Here is a 15,921-nt window from a genome sequence, read left to right as displayed (position 1 = left end):
ATGAGTGACTCAAAATACATAATAGCACCTTCAATATTAGCCTCTAATTTTGCTACTTTAGGAGAAGAGGTTAAGAATGTCTTAAGTGCTGGAGCCGATTGGGTTCATTTTGATGTAATGGATAATCATTATGTTCCTAATTTAACAATAGGTCCTATGGTATGTAAATCATTAAGGGATTACGGTATTACAGAATTTATAGATGTTCATTTAATGATCGATCCAGTAGATGATTTAGCTCAAAGCTTTATAAAAGCTGGAGCAGATCTAATCAGCTTTCATCCAGAAGCTTCTAAACATGTGCACAGATCTATTCATGCTATTAAAGATCAAGGCTGCAAAGCAGGACTTGTTTTTAATCCAGCTAGTTCATTAAATGTTTTAGAAAATGTTATCGAAGATTTAGATTTGGTTTTAATAATGAGCGTAAATCCAGGATTTGGCGGACAATCATTTATTCATAGCTCGCTTGATAAAATATCTGAAGTAAGAAAAATGATAGACGCATCAGGCAAGGACATTCGTCTAGAAGTTGATGGTGGAATAAATAACGAAACAATTGGACTAGCTTCTGCTGCTGGCGCCGACACTTTTGTTGCAGGATCTGCAATCTTTAATATGGATAATTATGAGCAGACAATCAAGACACTTCGGTCTCAAATCGTTTAATTTTCTGATCTTTTTTCTGTTTGCCGCTAGTATTAGCGGATCTGAGCTTATTTCATTAGAAAAAATACTACCCAATATAGAAGTAGTTACTAATTCTCAAGATAGACAGAGAGGACTAATGTATAAAAAAGCTATCCCAGAAAATTATGGAATGTTTTTTATTTGGAATTTAAACAAAGTTCAATGTATGTGGATGAAAAATACATATATACCATTAAGTGTCGCTTATATGGATAGAAGCGGAAAAATAATTAACATTTATGATATGGTGCCATTATCAAAAGCTTCAGTTTGTTCTAAAAAACCTGTTTTATATGCTTTAGAGGTTAATCGAGGGTGGTTTAAAAGAAATAATATCAAAGTTGGTGATATTTTAAATTTAGATAAAATTTTACAAAATGATTAATAAACAAGAATTTCAAAGTTATGTAGATCAGGGATATAACATGATCCCTATCTCTAAGAATATCTCTTTAGAGCAAGCGACTCCTCTAAATCTATATTCAAAAATTTCTAATAAAACTAATACTTTTTTACTTGAATCAGTCGAGGGAGGAGAAAAGTGGGCTCAATATTCTATTATTGGCCTTGATTGTATTGATACTATTAAAGTTACTGGCAACATTATAGAGACTAGAGTTGACTCTGAGGTTTTATCTTTTCAATCAGATAACCCTCTTCAAGAAATTAAGAATTTAACCAGCGAATATAAATCACCTCAAATAGATAATTTACCAAGATTCTTTGGAGGTTACGTCGGTTTTTTTGCATATGAAAGCGCTCAGTATGCAGAAAAGAGAATAGCTGAACTTAAAAATAAAGGGTCTAAGTTTAAAGAACATATGCCTGAGATCTATCTAGTGAAAGCAGAAAAATTGATTGTTTATGACAATTCTGACCAATCTATTCAAATAGTTGTGAATACAAATCCATTAGAAAGCTCATATGAACAGGCAGAGGCAACAATAAAAGAATTAGAAGTATTATTAAGCAATGATTCGGAAGATTCTAAAGATAACTTCAGCAAACTCACCGGAGAACTAGTTTTTGATTCTAATTTTTTAAAAAATGATTATCTAAATGCAGTTGATTCAGTAAAGAAATATATTAAAGAGGGTGACGTCATGCAGGTTGTTCTGGCCCAAGATTTTTCTTTGTCATTTAATAAAAATCCATTTGATCTATATAAAGCTCTAAGAGCACTAAATCCATCACCATATATGTATTATCTTGATCTTGAGGAATGTCAGGTTGTTGGTGCATCTCCTGAGATATTAATAAGGCTTGAAGAAAATAAAGTAACTTTAAGACCTATTGCTGGCACCAGAAAAAGAGGCACCAATCCTGCAGAAGATTTAGCCAACGAAAAAGATTTATTAAACGATCCTAAGGAAATTGCTGAACATCTGATGTTAATTGATCTTGGAAGAAATGATGTTGGCAGAGTATCTGAAATTGGCTCTGTAAATGTTACAGACAAAATGATAATAGAAAAATATTCACACGTAATGCATATCGTTTCAAATGTAGAAGGAAATCTATCTGAAGATTTAGATTATATCGACGCGCTCAAAGCAACTTTGCCTGCAGGCACTTTATCAGGAGCTCCAAAAATAAGAGCCATGCAAATTATTAATGAATTAGAACCTAGCTCTCGAGGCATTTATGGGGGAGCTATTGGTTACATATCTTGGAATGGCAATATTGATACCGCAATTGCAATAAGAACTGCAGTCATAAAAGATAATATTATTCATGTTGGCGCTGGAGCTGGAATTGTAGCTGATTCTATTCCTGAAAATGAATGGCTTGAATGTAAACAAAAAGCAAAAGTTTTTTTAGATGCCATGGAGATGATTTCATGATTTTAGTTCTAGATAACTATGATAGTTTTACTTATAACTTAGTACATTACATTGGCGACTGTGGTCATGAGGTTATGGTTGTAAGAAATGATGAAATCACAGTAGAACAAGTCGAAGATCTCAATCCTAAAAAGATAGTTATCTCTCCAGGGCCTTGTACACCAAATGAAGCTGGTATTTCGATTGAGCTAATTAAAAAATCTTCTGTTCCGATTTTAGGAGTTTGTCTTGGTCATCAAGCTATTGGAGCTGCATTTGGAGGTAATATTATTAAAGCTCCAGAAATATTTCATGGAAAATTATCAAAAGTCGAACACAATCAAAAAAAAATATTTAATGGGATTGATAGCCCATATTCTGTTGTGAGATACCATAGCTTAATTATAGAAAAAGATTCTTTACCTAATGAGTTGGAAATTACAGGTGTGTTGGAAGATAATCCAGAAGTAATTATGGCTATTGAACACAAAAAAAAACCAATATATGGCGTTCAATTCCATCCTGAATCTATTGAAACTAATTTTGGAATCAAGCTAATAGAAAATTTTTTAAAATTATGATTGAAGATATTCTTATAAAACTTAAAGATAAAAAAGATCTTCAATCTGAAGAAATGCAGAGCGTTGTTGAGAGCATTATGACTGGCGAAGTTGAAGATAATGACATTGAGACTTTTCTTTTAGCTTTAAATGAAAAAGGAATTGAAGAACCTGAAATAACTGCTGCTGCATCAGTAATGAGAGATAAGTCTTTAAAGTTCGATATTGGAGATGGCACACATATTGATACATGCGGTACCGGTGGAACTGGGCTTCACACTTTTAATTGTTCTACTGCATCTTCATTTGTTGCTGCAGCTGGAGGAGCTTTAATTACAAAACATGGCAATAAAGCAATTTCTAGCAAATCGGGAAGTGCTGATTTTTTAACAGCCGCAGGTGCTGATATCTCTCACGATAGAGAAAAGCTTATTAAGGTTTTTGAAGAAGTTGGTTTTATTTTTTTATTTGCTCCTCTTCATCATCAATCTATGAAATACGTAATGCCTGCTAGGCAGCGCATAGGCCAGAAAACAATATTCAATCTTTTAGGTCCTCATACCAATCCTTGTGGAGCAAGAAGACAAGTTATAGGTGTCTACGACAGTAAATTACTCAAAACATTTTCAACAGTAGCTAAAAATCTCGATATGGACCATGTCATGGTTGTTCATGGAGACGATGGCTTGGATGAGATTTCTATTACAGGACCAACTCAAATTTCTGAATTGAAAAACAACAAAATTGAGGAATATTCAATATCACCAAACGATTTTGGCCTTTCCAATTGTAATTTTGATGAAATAACAGCTCAGACTCCTGAAGAAAGTTTACAGCTAGTTAGAGCTGCTTTTTCTGGCGAAAAGTCTGGTGTCCAAGATATGATTGCTCTTAATGCTGGTGCTGGTTTGTATATTGCTAGAAAAGTAGATTCCATTGCTGATGGAGTAGAGCTTGCATTTACCTTGATGAATAATGGTAAAGCTGAAGATAAATTAGCTGCTTATGTGAGGGTTTCAAATCTATAATGACTATTCTTAATGACATAGTTCAAAATACCCGAGAAAAGCTTGTTCATAAGAAGATTGAAGTTCCTTTAGAAAAAATAAAGTTACAGCTTGATAGTCTTAAACTTCCAAAGGGAGCCTTCAAAGAAAATCTTATCAATAAAGATCAGGCAATTATTGCTGAGATAAAAAAAGCATCACCTAGCGCTGGAATTATTTCAGAAAATTTTAATCCAGTTGAAAAAGCAAAAGAATACGAAGCTTTTGGAGCATCGGCTTTATCTATTCTTACCGAAGAAGATTTCTTCCAAGGGAGTTCTCAATTTTTAATAGATGTTAAGGCAGTCTCTAAACTCCCGATTATTAGAAAAGATTTCATGATTGATGAGTATCAGATATTCGAAGCAAAGCTAATGGGTGCTGATTGTATTTTACTTATTGTGAGCGTTTTATCAGATGACGAAATTACTCAATTTGTTGAGGTTGCTGAAAGTCTCGAGCTTGATTATTTAATAGAAGTTCACGATGAAGACGAGCTAAAAAGGGTAGAGCATTTTGAAAACGCAATTATTGGAGTCAACAACAGAGATCTAAAAACTTTTGAGGTTGATCTCAATAACTCAGTTAATCTAAAGAGCTCATTTTCTGGAAAAAATCTTTTTGTTGCAGAATCGGGCATTAAAAATCAAAGTGATATTGATTCACTAAAAGAGCATGACATAAATGTCTTCTTAATTGGTGAGAGCCTCATGAAAGGAGATTTTGTTTGAAATTAAGGGAGTGGCAAGAAAATGCCTTTCCCTTATGGTGGGCAAAAAAAAGAGGCATCATAAAGGTTGTAACAGGCGGTGGTAAAACGGTTTTTGCTATTCATTGTCTTAAAAAATATTTAGAAGAAGAACCCAACAAATCAATTTTAATTGTTGTTCCATCAATAGCTTTGCTAGACCAATGGTATGAAGGAATATCGTTAAATTTTAAAAACAAAGATATAGCTTTAAATGGAGGCGGTGAGCAGATTACTGACTTATCTAAAGTTTGTATAACAACAATTGACTCTCTTAAAAACATAATTAGCAAGGTTGAGCAACAAAGTACTTTATTAATTGTGGACGAATGTCACAAGATTGGCACTGAAAAAAGAGGTGAGATGTTAGCAGGTAATTGGCATGCAACTCTTGGCCTTTCTGCAACTCCAGAAAGAGACTACGACGATAACTTTTATATCATTATTAAAAAGATTTTAGGCGATATAATTTTTGATTATGATTATATAGATGCAAGAGAAGATGAAGTAATTGTTAATTTTAAACTTCTTTACGCTTATGCAGAAATGACAGAAGCCGAGAACGATAAATACAAAGACTTCACAAAAAAAATACAAAGAAGAGCAGCAACAATTGGTGGAAACAATATGAATGATTATCCACTTAAGATGCTAATTTTTAATAGAGCAAGAATGGTTAAAAATTCTAAGAATAGAATTCCATCTGGGGTAAAGCTTTTGCAAAAGTATAAAAGAGATAGTTGGATAGTTTTTACAGAAAATAAAAAACAAGCCAAAGAATTCAACAAAATTATAAATAAGAAAGGTTATAAATCAGCTATTTATAATACTGATTTAGATAATGCTGAAAGAGAAGAAAACCTTAATAATTTCAAGAGTGGAAATCTAAATGTCTTGGTAAGTTGCACCGCTTTAGACGAAGGCTTTGATATGCCGGAAGCTGATGGAGCTATGATTTTGAGTGCATCTTCTTCTAAAAGGCAGAGAATTCAAAGAATGGGAAGAGTATTACGGATAACTGCAAATAAAGAAAATGCTCTTATTGTTACCGTATATTCATCAAAAACAGAGTTTGAAAAATTAAGAGAAGAATCTAATAGATATAAACTTGAAGGCGTGCCAGTCAAGTGGCAGCAAATGAGATTATAATATTTAAATGTCATTAACATATTCAAGCATGCTTGATTTAGATACCAATTTTATTGAATTTGATCTAATAAATACCTTAAATAATGAAAATTTTAAATCAGTATCTTTAGACAATAAGCCAATTTTGATAATGTTTATATGCAATCATTGTCCTTATGTAATTCATTATCACGACGAAATCAAAAAACTTAATGATGATTACTCAAATCAAATAAATATGATTGCCATAAGCTCAAATGATGCGATTAATTATCCACAAGATGGTCCAAATGAAATGAAAGAAATGTGGAAAAAGCTTAAACTTTCATTCCCATATCTGTATGACGAGACGCAAGAAATTGCAAAAGCATATAAGGCCGAATGTACTCCTGAATTTTATTTGTTTAATGAACAAAAAAGATTAGTTTATAGAGGTAGATTTGATGAAACCTCGCCAGGATCGAATCAAGCACCTCATGGTAGTGACTTAAGGAAAGCTATAGCTTGCATGATGAACAATCAAAAAATTTCTACTAATCAATTTCCTTCAATGGGTTGCAATATAAAATGGAAATAGGATTATTGAATTCAATCCATTGGATAAGCAATAATTTTAGTTGGCTCTAGTTCTTTTTTTAAGTTTGTAAAATTTTTATAATAAAGTTTAAAGCCACCATCTTCGAATAACCATATATTTGAGGCTCTAGTTTTATAATCATTATTGATTTTTCCACTAGAGTACTTGTAGCTCCCAACAAGGTAATACAAGGATAAATAAACATTGTCTGATAACTTTCTTATAGTTATATTATAAGGCTTCACATTTGACTCAACTTTTGAATAATAGTCTATAACTGACTTAAGATCAGGCGGAGGATCTTCATAAAAATGATTTTCTGCTGAAGAACCTGTTAAAGCACCAATTTTACTTTCATAAAAAAATATCTTTTCAAAATCTTGATCATTTCTAGCTTCCCAAAATTTTTCAATTGTATCTTCTAAGGCAGAAATTGAATTCTCAGATTGTAGATTTAGTCCAACTAAAAGCAGAAAAAAAATATGTATTTTCATATATACTCGCTTGTTGATGTCATTATTTTTGCAGTTAACCCCATAAATTTCTTTGTAGCCTGTTTTAACTCTTTTGCACCTTCATCAGATGCTTCTTTTGCGTGCTCGTCTTCATCGTTTCTCATAGTTTTTAAAACATCTATAGTCTCTTTATCATTCTTTGAAATTCTATCTAGATGTTTTTCTAAATGCTTTACGACTTGTTTCTCTGTTTCTTCAACAAAACCTAAGCTAATTTTTTCTCCCATACTTCCAAAAATAGCTCCAATCGTAAAAGATCCTGCATACCATATGGGATTAAATAATGATGGACTACCATCTAAATCATCCAGTCTTTTTTTACACCATATTAGGTGATCTGTTTCTTCTTCGCCTGCTTTAATTAAATGTTCTTTAATGTCAGGATCTTTACATACCAATGCCTGACCTCTGTATAAAGCTTGCGCAGCAACTTCTCCAGCTAAATTAATTCGCATTAATTTGGCAGAAAGGATTTTTTCTTCGTTAGTTAAATTTTTCGTCTTTTTTTTTGAAGGATATTTTCTAGATGTTCCATTTTTTTTATTTGAAAGGGTTTTTAGAGCAATATCACACTCATTTACAATACTATCTATAAAACTCATTTTATTCCTTTATTTCCTATGTCTTTTCTATAATAAGCCCCATCAAATGAAATATTTTTAACAGTTTCATATGCTTTTGATTGAGCTTCTTTTAAATCTTTTCCAAGTGCTGTAGCACAAAACACTCTTCCGCCTGATGTAATAATTTTGTTATCTTTTAGTTCAGTGCCAGCATGAAATATTTTACTATCTTTATCTTGAGATTCAACAATATCAACTATCTTATTTGCAACATAATCTTCAGGATAGCCTTGTGATGCAATCACAACTCCACATGAATGTCTTTGATCCCATTCTATTTCATAATCATCTAATTTATTCTCAATTGCAGCAAAGCAAAGACTTACAAGACTAGATTTAAGTCTAAATAAAATTGGTTGTGTTTCTGGGTCGCCAAATCGACAATTAAATTCAAGAACCTTAATATTATTATCTTTTATCATTAAGCCAGCATATAAAAATCCAAGATAGGCCGAGCCTTCTTTTATTAAACCCTCCATAGTAGGCTTCATAACTTGATCAATTACTTTTTGATGCATTTCGTTATCAATAATAGGTGCAGGAGAATAAGCACCCATTCCACCAGTATTTAATCCTATATCCCCATCTCCGATAGCTTTATGATCTTGGCTCGAGGCAAGTGAGATCATTTCATCATTTGAGACAACTGCAATAAAAGAAGCTTCTTCCCCTTCAAGAAATTCTTCTATTACTACTCGATTACCAGCATCTCCAAATGTTCTATCTTTGAAAATATTATTTAAAGCATTTTCAGCATCTTCTTTGCTATTACAAATTATTACACCCTTGCCTGCTGCTAAGCCATCTGCTTTTATGACAGTCGGAAAACTTATTGTGCTTAAATGAGATAGAGCATTATCGAAATCTGTAAAGGATTTATATTCTGCTGTCGGTATTCCATATTTCACAAAGAAGTTCTTTGAAAAAGTCTTAGATCCTTCTAATTGCGCTGCCATCTTAGAAGGCCCGAAAGTTTTAATTCCTTCTTTTTGCAAAAAATCAGATAAACCATTCACTAAAGGTTGTTCAGGACCAATGATTACAAGTTCTATATTATTATTTACACAAAAATTTTTTATTTCGTCAAAATTATTATGGTCTATTTTGATATTGGATACTTTTTCTTCTAGAGCCGTTCCAGCGTTCCCTGGACAGACATAAACAATACTAACAAAATTATCTTGAGCAGCTTTCCAAGCAAGAGCGTGCTCTCTGCCTCCAGATCCTATTATTAGTATATTCATTAGTGCCTGAAGTGCCTCACTCCAGTATATAGCATGGCAATATTTGCTTCGTCTGCAGCAGCGATGACTTCATTATCTTTTATTGATCCACCTGGTTGAATGATTGCACTTATTCCACTTGATGCTGCTTTATCAATACCATCTCTAAATGGGAAGAAAGCATCAGATGCCATTGCAGCATTTTTTACCTCTAAGCCTTCTTCTTTTGCTTTTATGTTTGCAATTTCGGCACTAATTACTCTACTCATTTGTCCAGCACCTATACCAACAGTTTGTTTGTCTTTGACATAGACAATCGCATTACTTTTAACAAATTTAGCTACTTTCCAAGCAAATATCATATCTTCTAGTTCTGAACTTGTTGGATTTCTTTTTGTAACACATTTAAGTTCACTTTCTTTTATAGAATGCAAATCATCACTCTGGATTAAAATTCCCCCTGACACTTTCTTAATTACTTCTGGATATTGATCATCATTTTCTAGATCTACTTCAAGAACTCGCACATTTTTCTTGTTATTAAATTCTTTTATAGCTCCATCATCAAATTTGGGCGCAATAACAAGCTCAACAAACTGTCTATCATTTATTTCTTTTGCAGTTTCTGCATCTAGCATTTTATTAAATGCAATAATTCCTCCAAAAGCTGAGGTTGGATCAGTTCTGAAAGCTAAATCATATGCCTGAAGTACAGAACTTGATTCAGCTACACCACACGGATTTGCATGTTTAACAATCACACATGCATCATTTTTAAACTCTTTTACGCAGCTCCATGCAGCATCAGCATCTACAATATTATTATAAGAAAGCTCCTTGCCCTGAATAATGTGTGCATTAGCTATATTTTTGTTTTTAAGATTCGCAAATGTTAAGAGACTAGCCTTTTGATGAGGATTTTCTCCATATCTTAATTTAGTCTTTTTTGAAAAGGAATAATTGGGTATTTCAAGATCAGAGTCTTTATTTAAATAATCTGCGATAGACTTGTTATAGTCAGCCATAAGTTCAAAAACTTTTAAAGATAGATATTTTCTGTAATCGTATGAGATTCCATCTTTTTCTTCCCATTCATTAATAAGATTTTCATAATCTTTTGGATCAGAAACAACAACGACATCTTTAAAATTTTTAGCCGCAGATCTAATCATAGTTGGTCCACCAATATCAATATTTTCAATAGCTTCTTCGAAGGAGCAATCTTTTGCAATGACATTCTTAAAAGGGTACAAATTTACAATTACAAGATCTATTGGCTCATACCCTTCATTAGCAAGTACTTCTAAATCTTTATCTCTTCTTGCTAGAATCCCTGCGTGTATTTTGGGGTGTAATGTTTTTACTCTACCTTCCATCATTTCTTTAAATCCTGTAAATTCTGAAACTTCTATGACATTTGAAGTAATTTCCTTTATAGCTTTATATGTGCCGCCGGTAGAGAGAATTTTTATATTCTTTGTATCAAGAAAATTTATTAGTTTTTTTAATTCTGATTTGTCAGATAGACTTATCAATGCAGTTTTTGGAGAAACTAAATTCATTACATCAAATTATATTTTTTTAGTTTTGTTCTTAATGTAGTTCTATTAATGCCAAGAATTCTCGAAGCTTTTGATTGATTGTTATTTGAAAACTTCATTACCGCATTTAATAAAGGAGGCTCTATTTCATTCAATACTAAATCGTATACATCTATTGGAGTATTTTTTTTATCTAATTGAAGAAAATATCTTTTCATAGCTTTTCTGACCTCATCTTTTAATGGTTTTTTAGAATAGCTATCGAATGAATCTTTTTTTTTCAAAACTACAGATTTATTTAAAAGGACTTACAGTTTACAGTTGTTTAAAAATTGCTCAACAATTTTTTACAAATTTATAAAAGTTTTTTTATTTTCTCCAACTTGATAACTAGATGGAGTACCATTTTTTAAAAACACTGTAGTTACAGAAGCATTTGCAGGATAAAAATAAAGAAGGGTTTTATTTTTCTCTATATGTCCTATTAACGCGTTAATTACCATAAAATGAGTAAACACAATTGTATTTTTCTCTAAGCTACTCATTACTTTCAATAAGTTTTGTCTCCATAAATTCACGTCTTTTGGTAACTTATCAATAGGTAATGACATTATATTTTTAAGCCACCTTTGTTTTTCTTTACTATCAATTTTTGGTGCTGGTATTTCTGAAAATTCCTTTTTTACTATCAAATCCTTTTTTAATATATCAACTAGCGGTTTGGCAGTCTGTATGGCTCGAGCTTTAGGACTAGAAAAAAATTTATATTTATTAAGAACATCTATATTAAGATCTTTAACTAGTTTTTTTGATTGTTTAGTTCCAAGTGCACTTAATGACGGATCTTCGGATTCACCAAAAGCTGATGCAGCTTCACCATGCCTAATTAAAATTAATTTAATCTCTGACATTTATAATGAACCTATAGCTATAATGATATTGTGAAAATTCATAGAATATATTGTAAAGATTTATCAACAGACGTTAATAATTATTTTTTAGATCAATCCCAATCTCTTCATGCCTCAAAAGTTCTTAGACTAAAAGTTGGAGATAACATTGAAGTTTTTAATGGCCTTGGCAGATCTGCAATATCTCAAATAATCTCCATCTCTAAAAATAAAATTGAAATTAAAATTGATTCTCAAATCAAAGAAGAAAAGAAAAATAAAAACGTTCTTTGTGCCATTGTTCCTCTAATTAAAAAAGAAAATTTTTACTTCATGTTACAAAAGCTTACAGAGCTTGGGCTAGATAAAATTCTAATCTACAAACCACATCATCTTGATCAAAGCTTGATTAGAAAAAATCACGAAAAAATTTTTATAAAATCTAAAGAAGTTTTAATTAGTGCATGTAAGCAAAGTGGGATAAATTTTTTACCAGATCTATCTTTTAATAAAAACCTAGAAGATTCAATTCAAGAATTAAAAAAAACTTATGATGGTCTTATATATGCATTTGATTTAGATGCTGATCAATCTTTTTCACAAATTGACTTTACAGAAAGTGCATGTTTTGTAACTGGTCCTGAATCAGGTTTTTCACAAAACGAGTTAGGTTTGCTAAAAAATCAAAACATTGAAACAAGACTTATTGGTAATACAATTCTTAGAGCAGAAACTGCTCCAATAGTAATTTCATCATTAATACAGAATCATTTTGGTAGAATTTAACAATGAGCAATAAAATTATACTAATTACAGACCCTTTAGAAACTTTAAACATAAAAAAGGATACTTCTGTGCTTATTATGGAAGAGGCTTTATCAATGAATTTTGAGGTCTATCAATGCGAGTTAAAAGACTTATATTTAGAGAACAAAAAAGTTTGGTCAGATGCTTTAAATATTAAGACAGCAAACAAGACAGAATTAAAAACAAAAGAATCGAAATCATTTTCTTTAAATGATTTTAAGTATATTTTTATGCGAAAAGATCCTCCTGTAGATCAAGATTATATTAACGCTCTTCATTTATTAGGATTAGCTAAAAAAGATGGCGTAAAAATTTTTAATGATCCAGACTCAATAAAAAAATTTAATGAAAAGGTATTTGCAATATATTTTAAAGAATTTATACCTTCGACATTAATTACTTCAAACTTAGATAAGATTTTAAAATACAAAGAAAGGTTTCAAAGTATTGTTGTAAAACCTTTAGATGGTATGGGAGGTAAATCTATATATAAGATTGATACTCCTAATGAGAACAATATTCAAATTATTAAAAATTTAACTCAAAATGAGAAGACTAAAATTATTGCTCAGGAATTTTTAGAAGACATATACAAAGGTGATTATAGAATCCTAATAATTCATGGAAAACCTTTTCACAAAACATTAGCAAGAATTCCTCAAGGCGATAGTTTTAAAGGAAATCTTGCAGCGGGGGGCTTTGGTCAAACAGTGGACCTAACTCCTAAGCAGAAAGAAGTTGGAGAGCTGGTTGGAGATATATTAATTAAAGAAAATATAAATTTTGCAGGAATTGATATGATTGGAGATAAATTAACTGAAATAAATATTACCAGTCCAACATGCGCTAGAGAAATTTTTGATGAGAGCAATTCAAATCCTATACGAGAATATCTTGAAAAACTATGAGTTCAATTATTCTAAACGATCAAATTACCAGCAAAAGAGCACTTACGTTTAATAAATCTTTTTTTATCTCATTGGTAATACATGTTTTTTTAGTTTTTGGCATAACTTTCACAACTTTTTATGAAATATCCTTTTTAAAAGATTCACCCATAATAAATGTTAAATTTGCAAACTCATCACAAGATTTAGTTGGCTTAGATTCAAAAAAATCAAATTCAACTTTCTCCAAAGCAATAGGCGATGATTTGTCCTCAAAAAAAATACAAAAAGATAGCTTCTCGCAGTCTTATAAAATTAAAAGATTACAAGCTAACTCAAATTTAAATAATGCAGAAGCTGTATATCTGAATTTATGGCAAAGAAAGATAGAAAGCATAGGAGATGAGGTTATCTCTTTATCGGGAAAAAATTTTGAAAATAAAAAGGTTCAAATTGCTGCAAAAATTGACTCTCAAGGCAATTTAATAGATTCAGTAATACTTATTTCTTCAGGAAATACAGAGATTGATAATATGGCTTTAAATATTCTTATCCAAGCATCGCCATTTGAAGCATTTGAAAGATCAATGCTTAATGATTACGATGTTTTAGAAATAGTAAGAGACTGGAATTTTTCAACTTTATAAATGCAAATATTATCTTTTGACTTTGGTGAAAAAAAAATTGGAATTGCTGTAGGTCAGACCAAAACAAAATCTTCATCTCCTTATAAAGTAATTTTTAATAAGAAAAATAAAATTAATTGGCAAGATATTAAAGAAGTTTTAAAAGAATGGAATCCTAAATTAATTATTATTGGTAAACCATTGAATATGGATGGATCTAGAAGCGAAATCATGAAGAAAGTTGAGAACTTTTTCAATAAAATAAAAAAATTAACTGATGCAGAATGTATTTATGTAGATGAAAGACTGACTACCTTTGAGGCTAGAGATAATATAAATAAATTTTTGTTAGAATCGGGTGATAAAAATTTTGATAATGAGCTTGTTGATGCACATGCTGCACAGATATTAATAGATAATTGGTTAGAAAATGACAATACCATCTAGCTTTATAGACCAAATTCTTGATCAATCAGATATTGTAGATATTGTTGGTCGAAGAGTTCAATTAACAAAAAAGGGCTCAAATTTTTGGGGTTTGTGTCCATTTCATGATGATCACAAACCTTCTATGGCAGTGAATCAGGATAAACAATTTTATTACTGTTTTGTTTGTGGCGCTAAGGGCAACTCTATTAATTTTTTAAGAAATTATGAAAATTTAGATTTTGTTGATGCTGTTGAAACCATTGCTTCAACAGTTGGTTTGGAAGTGCCAAGGGAAAAAACTTCTTTTGATAATTCAGCAGCAATTAACATTAATAGTGATGTTGCTGAAATATTTAAAAAGCAATTAACTAGTGAGTATGGTAAGAAAGCTATTAGCTATCTAAAAAAGAGAGGTATTTCGGGTGAAACTGCAAAATTTTTTGAAATTGGATTCTCTCTTGATAGTTGGACAGCTCTTTATGATTCATTAAAAGAAAAATTTGAAGACAAAGAATTAATTGATTCTGGATTATTTTCCGATAGCAAAAAAGACAGATTTAGAAACAGAATTATGTATCCAATAAAGAATCTAAAGGGTGATCACATAGGTTTTGGAGGAAGAATTATAGATGAAGGAGAGCCCAAATATTTAAATTCTCCCGAAACAAAAACTTTTAGCAAATCTAAAGAACTTTATGGTTTGTATGAAGCAAAAAAAAACAATCAAAATATTGATACTTTGTTTGTTGTAGAAGGATACATGGATGTAATTGCTTTATATGAAAATGGAATAAAAAATGCAGTTGCAAGCTTAGGAACAGCAATAACCGGCTTGCATATTTCAAAACTCATGAGATATGCAAAGCAAATATACGTTACTTTTGATGGAGATCTTGCAGGAAGAAAAGCAGCGTGGCGAGCTGTTGAGAATGCTTTACCAATTTTAAGAGAAGATATTAAGATGTCATTTATCTTTCTTGATGAAGGTCAAGATCCTGACAGTTATGTGAACGAAAATGGAAAAGATGAATTTTTAAAATTAACAAACAAGTCAATTCCTTTATCAGAATTTTTCATACAAACACTTAAGGACAAAGATAATTTGGATAGTCTTGAGGGAAGAACGAATGTAGCAAAATTTGCACTTCCTTATATTAAAAGCATCAATAATGAGACCATTAGACAAGCTTATATTCAAGAAATTAGTAATTTGTGTAATTTAGATTTCTCAAGTCTTTTAGCAAAAAATAAAAAAACAATCACAAATCAAGATAAAGACGAATCACCAAGAAAAGATAAATATAGCTCATCAAATGCAAAGAAATCAGTTTTCAATATTTTTATTTCGTTAATTCAATACCCATCATTATCAACAGAGCAAATATTTGATGAAATTAAAACTAATTCAAGCTACAAATTTATAAGATCTATACAAGAAAAATATAAAGAAAATGAAAAAATCAACCCATCGGCAGTTCTAGAAAGTATAAAAGAAGATAAAATTAAAAATCTTTATAGTGAGGCTTTAGTGTCAGAAATAATATTATCTAAAGAAGATGCAAAATCTATGTTGATAGATTGTATTAGTAATATTTCTCAATCTGGAGACGATAGACTAGAAATTCTCAAAGAAAAGTATAATATGGGCGAGATTTCTTCTTCAGAAACAAGAGAACTTCAAAAATTAATCTTGTTATCTAAAGAGATATCAAAAGAAGACCAAACTTTACTTAAAGAATTGAGTTCTAAATAGATTGAAATAATGAAATTAATCACTAAATAGAGTTAATACATCAGGGGCGATAAAT

Annotated in this window: 19 protein-coding genes; 13 read left to right on the top strand and 6 right to left on the bottom strand. The window is 31.0% G+C overall.

Annotation, left to right across the window (positions count from 1 at the left end; genetic code table 11):
- Genes rpe through M9C80_05645 form a run of 8 tightly spaced genes read left to right on the top strand, consistent with a single transcriptional unit; the run spans position 1 to position 6,572 of the window.
- Positions 1-669 carry a ribulose-phosphate 3-epimerase gene (gene rpe, locus M9C80_05680; protein URQ69423.1) on the top strand — a complete coding sequence of 223 codons (669 nt, stop codon included), beginning with the start codon at positions 1-3 and terminating at the stop codon, positions 667-669.
- Positions 629-1,075, top strand: a complete 447-nt coding sequence (locus M9C80_05675) for a DUF192 domain-containing protein (GenBank protein URQ69422.1) — start codon at positions 629-631, stop codon at positions 1,073-1,075. The genes rpe and M9C80_05675 overlap by 41 nt, the downstream gene beginning before the upstream one ends.
- Positions 1,068-2,534: an anthranilate synthase component I gene (gene trpE, locus M9C80_05670; GenBank protein URQ69421.1), complete on the top strand. Its 1,467-nt coding sequence runs from the start codon at positions 1,068-1,070 to the stop codon at positions 2,532-2,534. Before M9C80_05675 ends, trpE begins: the two co-directional genes overlap by 8 nt.
- Positions 2,531-3,094, top strand: a complete 564-nt coding sequence (locus M9C80_05665; GenBank protein ID URQ69420.1) for an aminodeoxychorismate/anthranilate synthase component II — start codon at positions 2,531-2,533, stop codon at positions 3,092-3,094. Before trpE ends, M9C80_05665 begins: the two co-directional genes overlap by 4 nt.
- The gene (gene trpD / locus M9C80_05660; protein URQ69419.1) at positions 3,091-4,101 is read left to right on the top strand and encodes an anthranilate phosphoribosyltransferase; all 1,011 of its coding nucleotides are present in this window, start codon (positions 3,091-3,093) and stop codon (positions 4,099-4,101) included. The genes M9C80_05665 and trpD overlap by 4 nt, the downstream gene beginning before the upstream one ends.
- Positions 4,101-4,850: an indole-3-glycerol phosphate synthase TrpC gene (gene trpC / locus M9C80_05655; protein URQ69418.1), complete on the top strand. Its 750-nt coding sequence runs from the start codon at positions 4,101-4,103 to the stop codon at positions 4,848-4,850. Before trpD ends, trpC begins: the two co-directional genes overlap by 1 nt.
- Entirely contained in the window at positions 4,847-6,016 is a 1,170-nt protein-coding gene (locus tag M9C80_05650) for a DEAD/DEAH box helicase (protein ID URQ69417.1), read from the top strand. Before trpC ends, M9C80_05650 begins: the two co-directional genes overlap by 4 nt.
- Positions 6,017-6,023: 7 nt before the next feature.
- A complete protein-coding gene (locus M9C80_05645; GenBank protein URQ69416.1) occupies positions 6,024-6,572 on the top strand; it encodes a thioredoxin family protein in 549 nt (182 codons plus the stop codon).
- A gap of 11 nt (positions 6,573-6,583) precedes the next feature.
- Here M9C80_05645 and M9C80_05640 read toward each other — a convergent pair whose 3' ends face one another.
- The 6 genes from M9C80_05640 to M9C80_05615 all read right to left on the bottom strand — a co-directional run bounded on the left by M9C80_05640 (position 6,584) and on the right by M9C80_05615 (position 11,385).
- Positions 6,584-7,066 carry a hypothetical protein gene (locus M9C80_05640; GenBank protein URQ69415.1) on the bottom strand — a complete coding sequence of 161 codons (483 nt, stop codon included), beginning with the start codon at positions 7,064-7,066 and terminating at the stop codon, positions 6,584-6,586.
- Entirely contained in the window at positions 7,063-7,689 is a 627-nt protein-coding gene (gene coq7 / locus M9C80_05635; protein ID URQ69414.1) for a 2-polyprenyl-3-methyl-6-methoxy-1,4-benzoquinone monooxygenase, read from the bottom strand. Before coq7 ends, M9C80_05640 begins: the two co-directional genes overlap by 4 nt.
- The gene (gene purD / locus M9C80_05630) at positions 7,686-8,954 is read right to left on the bottom strand and encodes a phosphoribosylamine--glycine ligase (GenBank protein ID URQ69413.1); all 1,269 of its coding nucleotides are present in this window, start codon (positions 8,952-8,954) and stop codon (positions 7,686-7,688) included. Before purD ends, coq7 begins: the two co-directional genes overlap by 4 nt.
- Positions 8,954-10,495: a bifunctional phosphoribosylaminoimidazolecarboxamide formyltransferase/IMP cyclohydrolase gene (gene purH, locus M9C80_05625; protein URQ69412.1), complete on the bottom strand. Its 1,542-nt coding sequence runs from the start codon at positions 10,493-10,495 to the stop codon at positions 8,954-8,956. Before purH ends, purD begins: the two co-directional genes overlap by 1 nt.
- Positions 10,495-10,758, bottom strand: coding sequence for a DNA-binding transcriptional regulator Fis (gene fis, locus M9C80_05620; protein URQ69411.1), 264 nt, complete (start codon positions 10,756-10,758; stop codon positions 10,495-10,497). Before fis ends, purH begins: the two co-directional genes overlap by 1 nt.
- Before the next feature lie 63 nt (positions 10,759-10,821).
- Positions 10,822-11,385, bottom strand: coding sequence for a phosphoglycerate mutase family protein (locus M9C80_05615; GenBank protein ID URQ69410.1), 564 nt, complete (start codon positions 11,383-11,385; stop codon positions 10,822-10,824).
- A 30-nt stretch (positions 11,386-11,415) separates the two neighbouring features.
- Here M9C80_05615 and M9C80_05610 point away from each other — a divergent pair, with 30 nt between their 5' ends.
- The 5 genes from M9C80_05610 to dnaG are packed head-to-tail and all read left to right on the top strand — an operon-like array spanning position 11,416 to position 15,866.
- Positions 11,416-12,150, top strand: coding sequence for a 16S rRNA (uracil(1498)-N(3))-methyltransferase (locus M9C80_05610; GenBank protein URQ69409.1), 735 nt, complete (start codon positions 11,416-11,418; stop codon positions 12,148-12,150).
- 2 nt (positions 12,151-12,152) lie between these two features.
- On the top strand, positions 12,153-13,079 hold the full coding sequence (gshB, locus tag M9C80_05605; protein ID URQ69408.1) for a glutathione synthase: 927 nt from the start codon (positions 12,153-12,155) through the stop codon (positions 13,077-13,079).
- Positions 13,076-13,705 carry a hypothetical protein gene (locus tag M9C80_05600; GenBank protein URQ69407.1) on the top strand — a complete coding sequence of 210 codons (630 nt, stop codon included), beginning with the start codon at positions 13,076-13,078 and terminating at the stop codon, positions 13,703-13,705. Before gshB ends, M9C80_05600 begins: the two co-directional genes overlap by 4 nt.
- Positions 13,706-14,131, top strand: a complete 426-nt coding sequence (gene ruvX, locus M9C80_05595; protein ID URQ69406.1) for a Holliday junction resolvase RuvX — start codon at positions 13,706-13,708, stop codon at positions 14,129-14,131.
- Positions 14,115-15,866 (top strand): DNA primase, encoded by a 1,752-nt coding sequence (gene dnaG, locus M9C80_05590; protein ID URQ69405.1) that lies wholly within the window; start codon positions 14,115-14,117, stop codon positions 15,864-15,866. Before ruvX ends, dnaG begins: the two co-directional genes overlap by 17 nt.
- Positions 15,867-15,921: the final 55 nt, after the last annotated feature.

This window comes from SAR86 cluster bacterium (genome assembly GCA_023703615.1).
Lineage (GTDB): Bacteria > Pseudomonadota > Gammaproteobacteria > Magnimaribacterales > D2472 > MED-G85.
The sequence above is the reverse complement of the archived record's forward strand: the minus strand, read 5'-3'. Positions and strand labels throughout refer to the sequence as shown.

What these genes read in the sequence shown, in the direction of transcription:
- rpe (URQ69423.1), top strand. Translation starts at nt 1, where the DNA reads ATGAGTGACTCAAAATACATAATAGCACCTTCAATATTAGCCTCTAAT.
- trpE (URQ69421.1), top strand. Translation starts at nt 1,068, where the DNA reads ATGATTAATAAACAAGAATTTCAAAGTTATGTAGATCAGGGATATAAC.
- M9C80_05615 (URQ69410.1), bottom strand. Translation starts at nt 11,385, where the DNA reads ATGTCAGAGATTAAATTAATTTTAATTAGGCATGGTGAAGCTGCATCA.
- ruvX (URQ69406.1), top strand. Translation starts at nt 13,706, where the DNA reads ATGCAAATATTATCTTTTGACTTTGGTGAAAAAAAAATTGGAATTGCT.
- dnaG (URQ69405.1), top strand. Translation starts at nt 14,115, where the DNA reads ATGACAATACCATCTAGCTTTATAGACCAAATTCTTGATCAATCAGAT.
- M9C80_05665 (URQ69420.1), top strand. Translation starts at nt 2,531, where the DNA reads ATGATTTTAGTTCTAGATAACTATGATAGTTTTACTTATAACTTAGTA.
- coq7 (URQ69414.1), bottom strand. Translation starts at nt 7,689, where the DNA reads ATGAGTTTTATAGATAGTATTGTAAATGAGTGTGATATTGCTCTAAAA.
- trpD (URQ69419.1), top strand. Translation starts at nt 3,091, where the DNA reads ATGATTGAAGATATTCTTATAAAACTTAAAGATAAAAAAGATCTTCAA.
- purD (URQ69413.1), bottom strand. Translation starts at nt 8,954, where the DNA reads ATGAATATACTAATAATAGGATCTGGAGGCAGAGAGCACGCTCTTGCT.
- M9C80_05645 (URQ69416.1), top strand. Translation starts at nt 6,024, where the DNA reads ATGTCATTAACATATTCAAGCATGCTTGATTTAGATACCAATTTTATT.
- purH (URQ69412.1), bottom strand. Translation starts at nt 10,495, where the DNA reads ATGAATTTAGTTTCTCCAAAAACTGCATTGATAAGTCTATCTGACAAA.
- M9C80_05675 (URQ69422.1), top strand. Translation starts at nt 629, where the DNA reads ATGAGCAGACAATCAAGACACTTCGGTCTCAAATCGTTTAATTTTCTG.
- M9C80_05600 (URQ69407.1), top strand. Translation starts at nt 13,076, where the DNA reads ATGAGTTCAATTATTCTAAACGATCAAATTACCAGCAAAAGAGCACTT.
- M9C80_05640 (URQ69415.1), bottom strand. Translation starts at nt 7,066, where the DNA reads ATGAAAATACATATTTTTTTTCTGCTTTTAGTTGGACTAAATCTACAA.
- gshB (URQ69408.1), top strand. Translation starts at nt 12,153, where the DNA reads ATGAGCAATAAAATTATACTAATTACAGACCCTTTAGAAACTTTAAAC.
- trpC (URQ69418.1), top strand. Translation starts at nt 4,101, where the DNA reads ATGACTATTCTTAATGACATAGTTCAAAATACCCGAGAAAAGCTTGTT.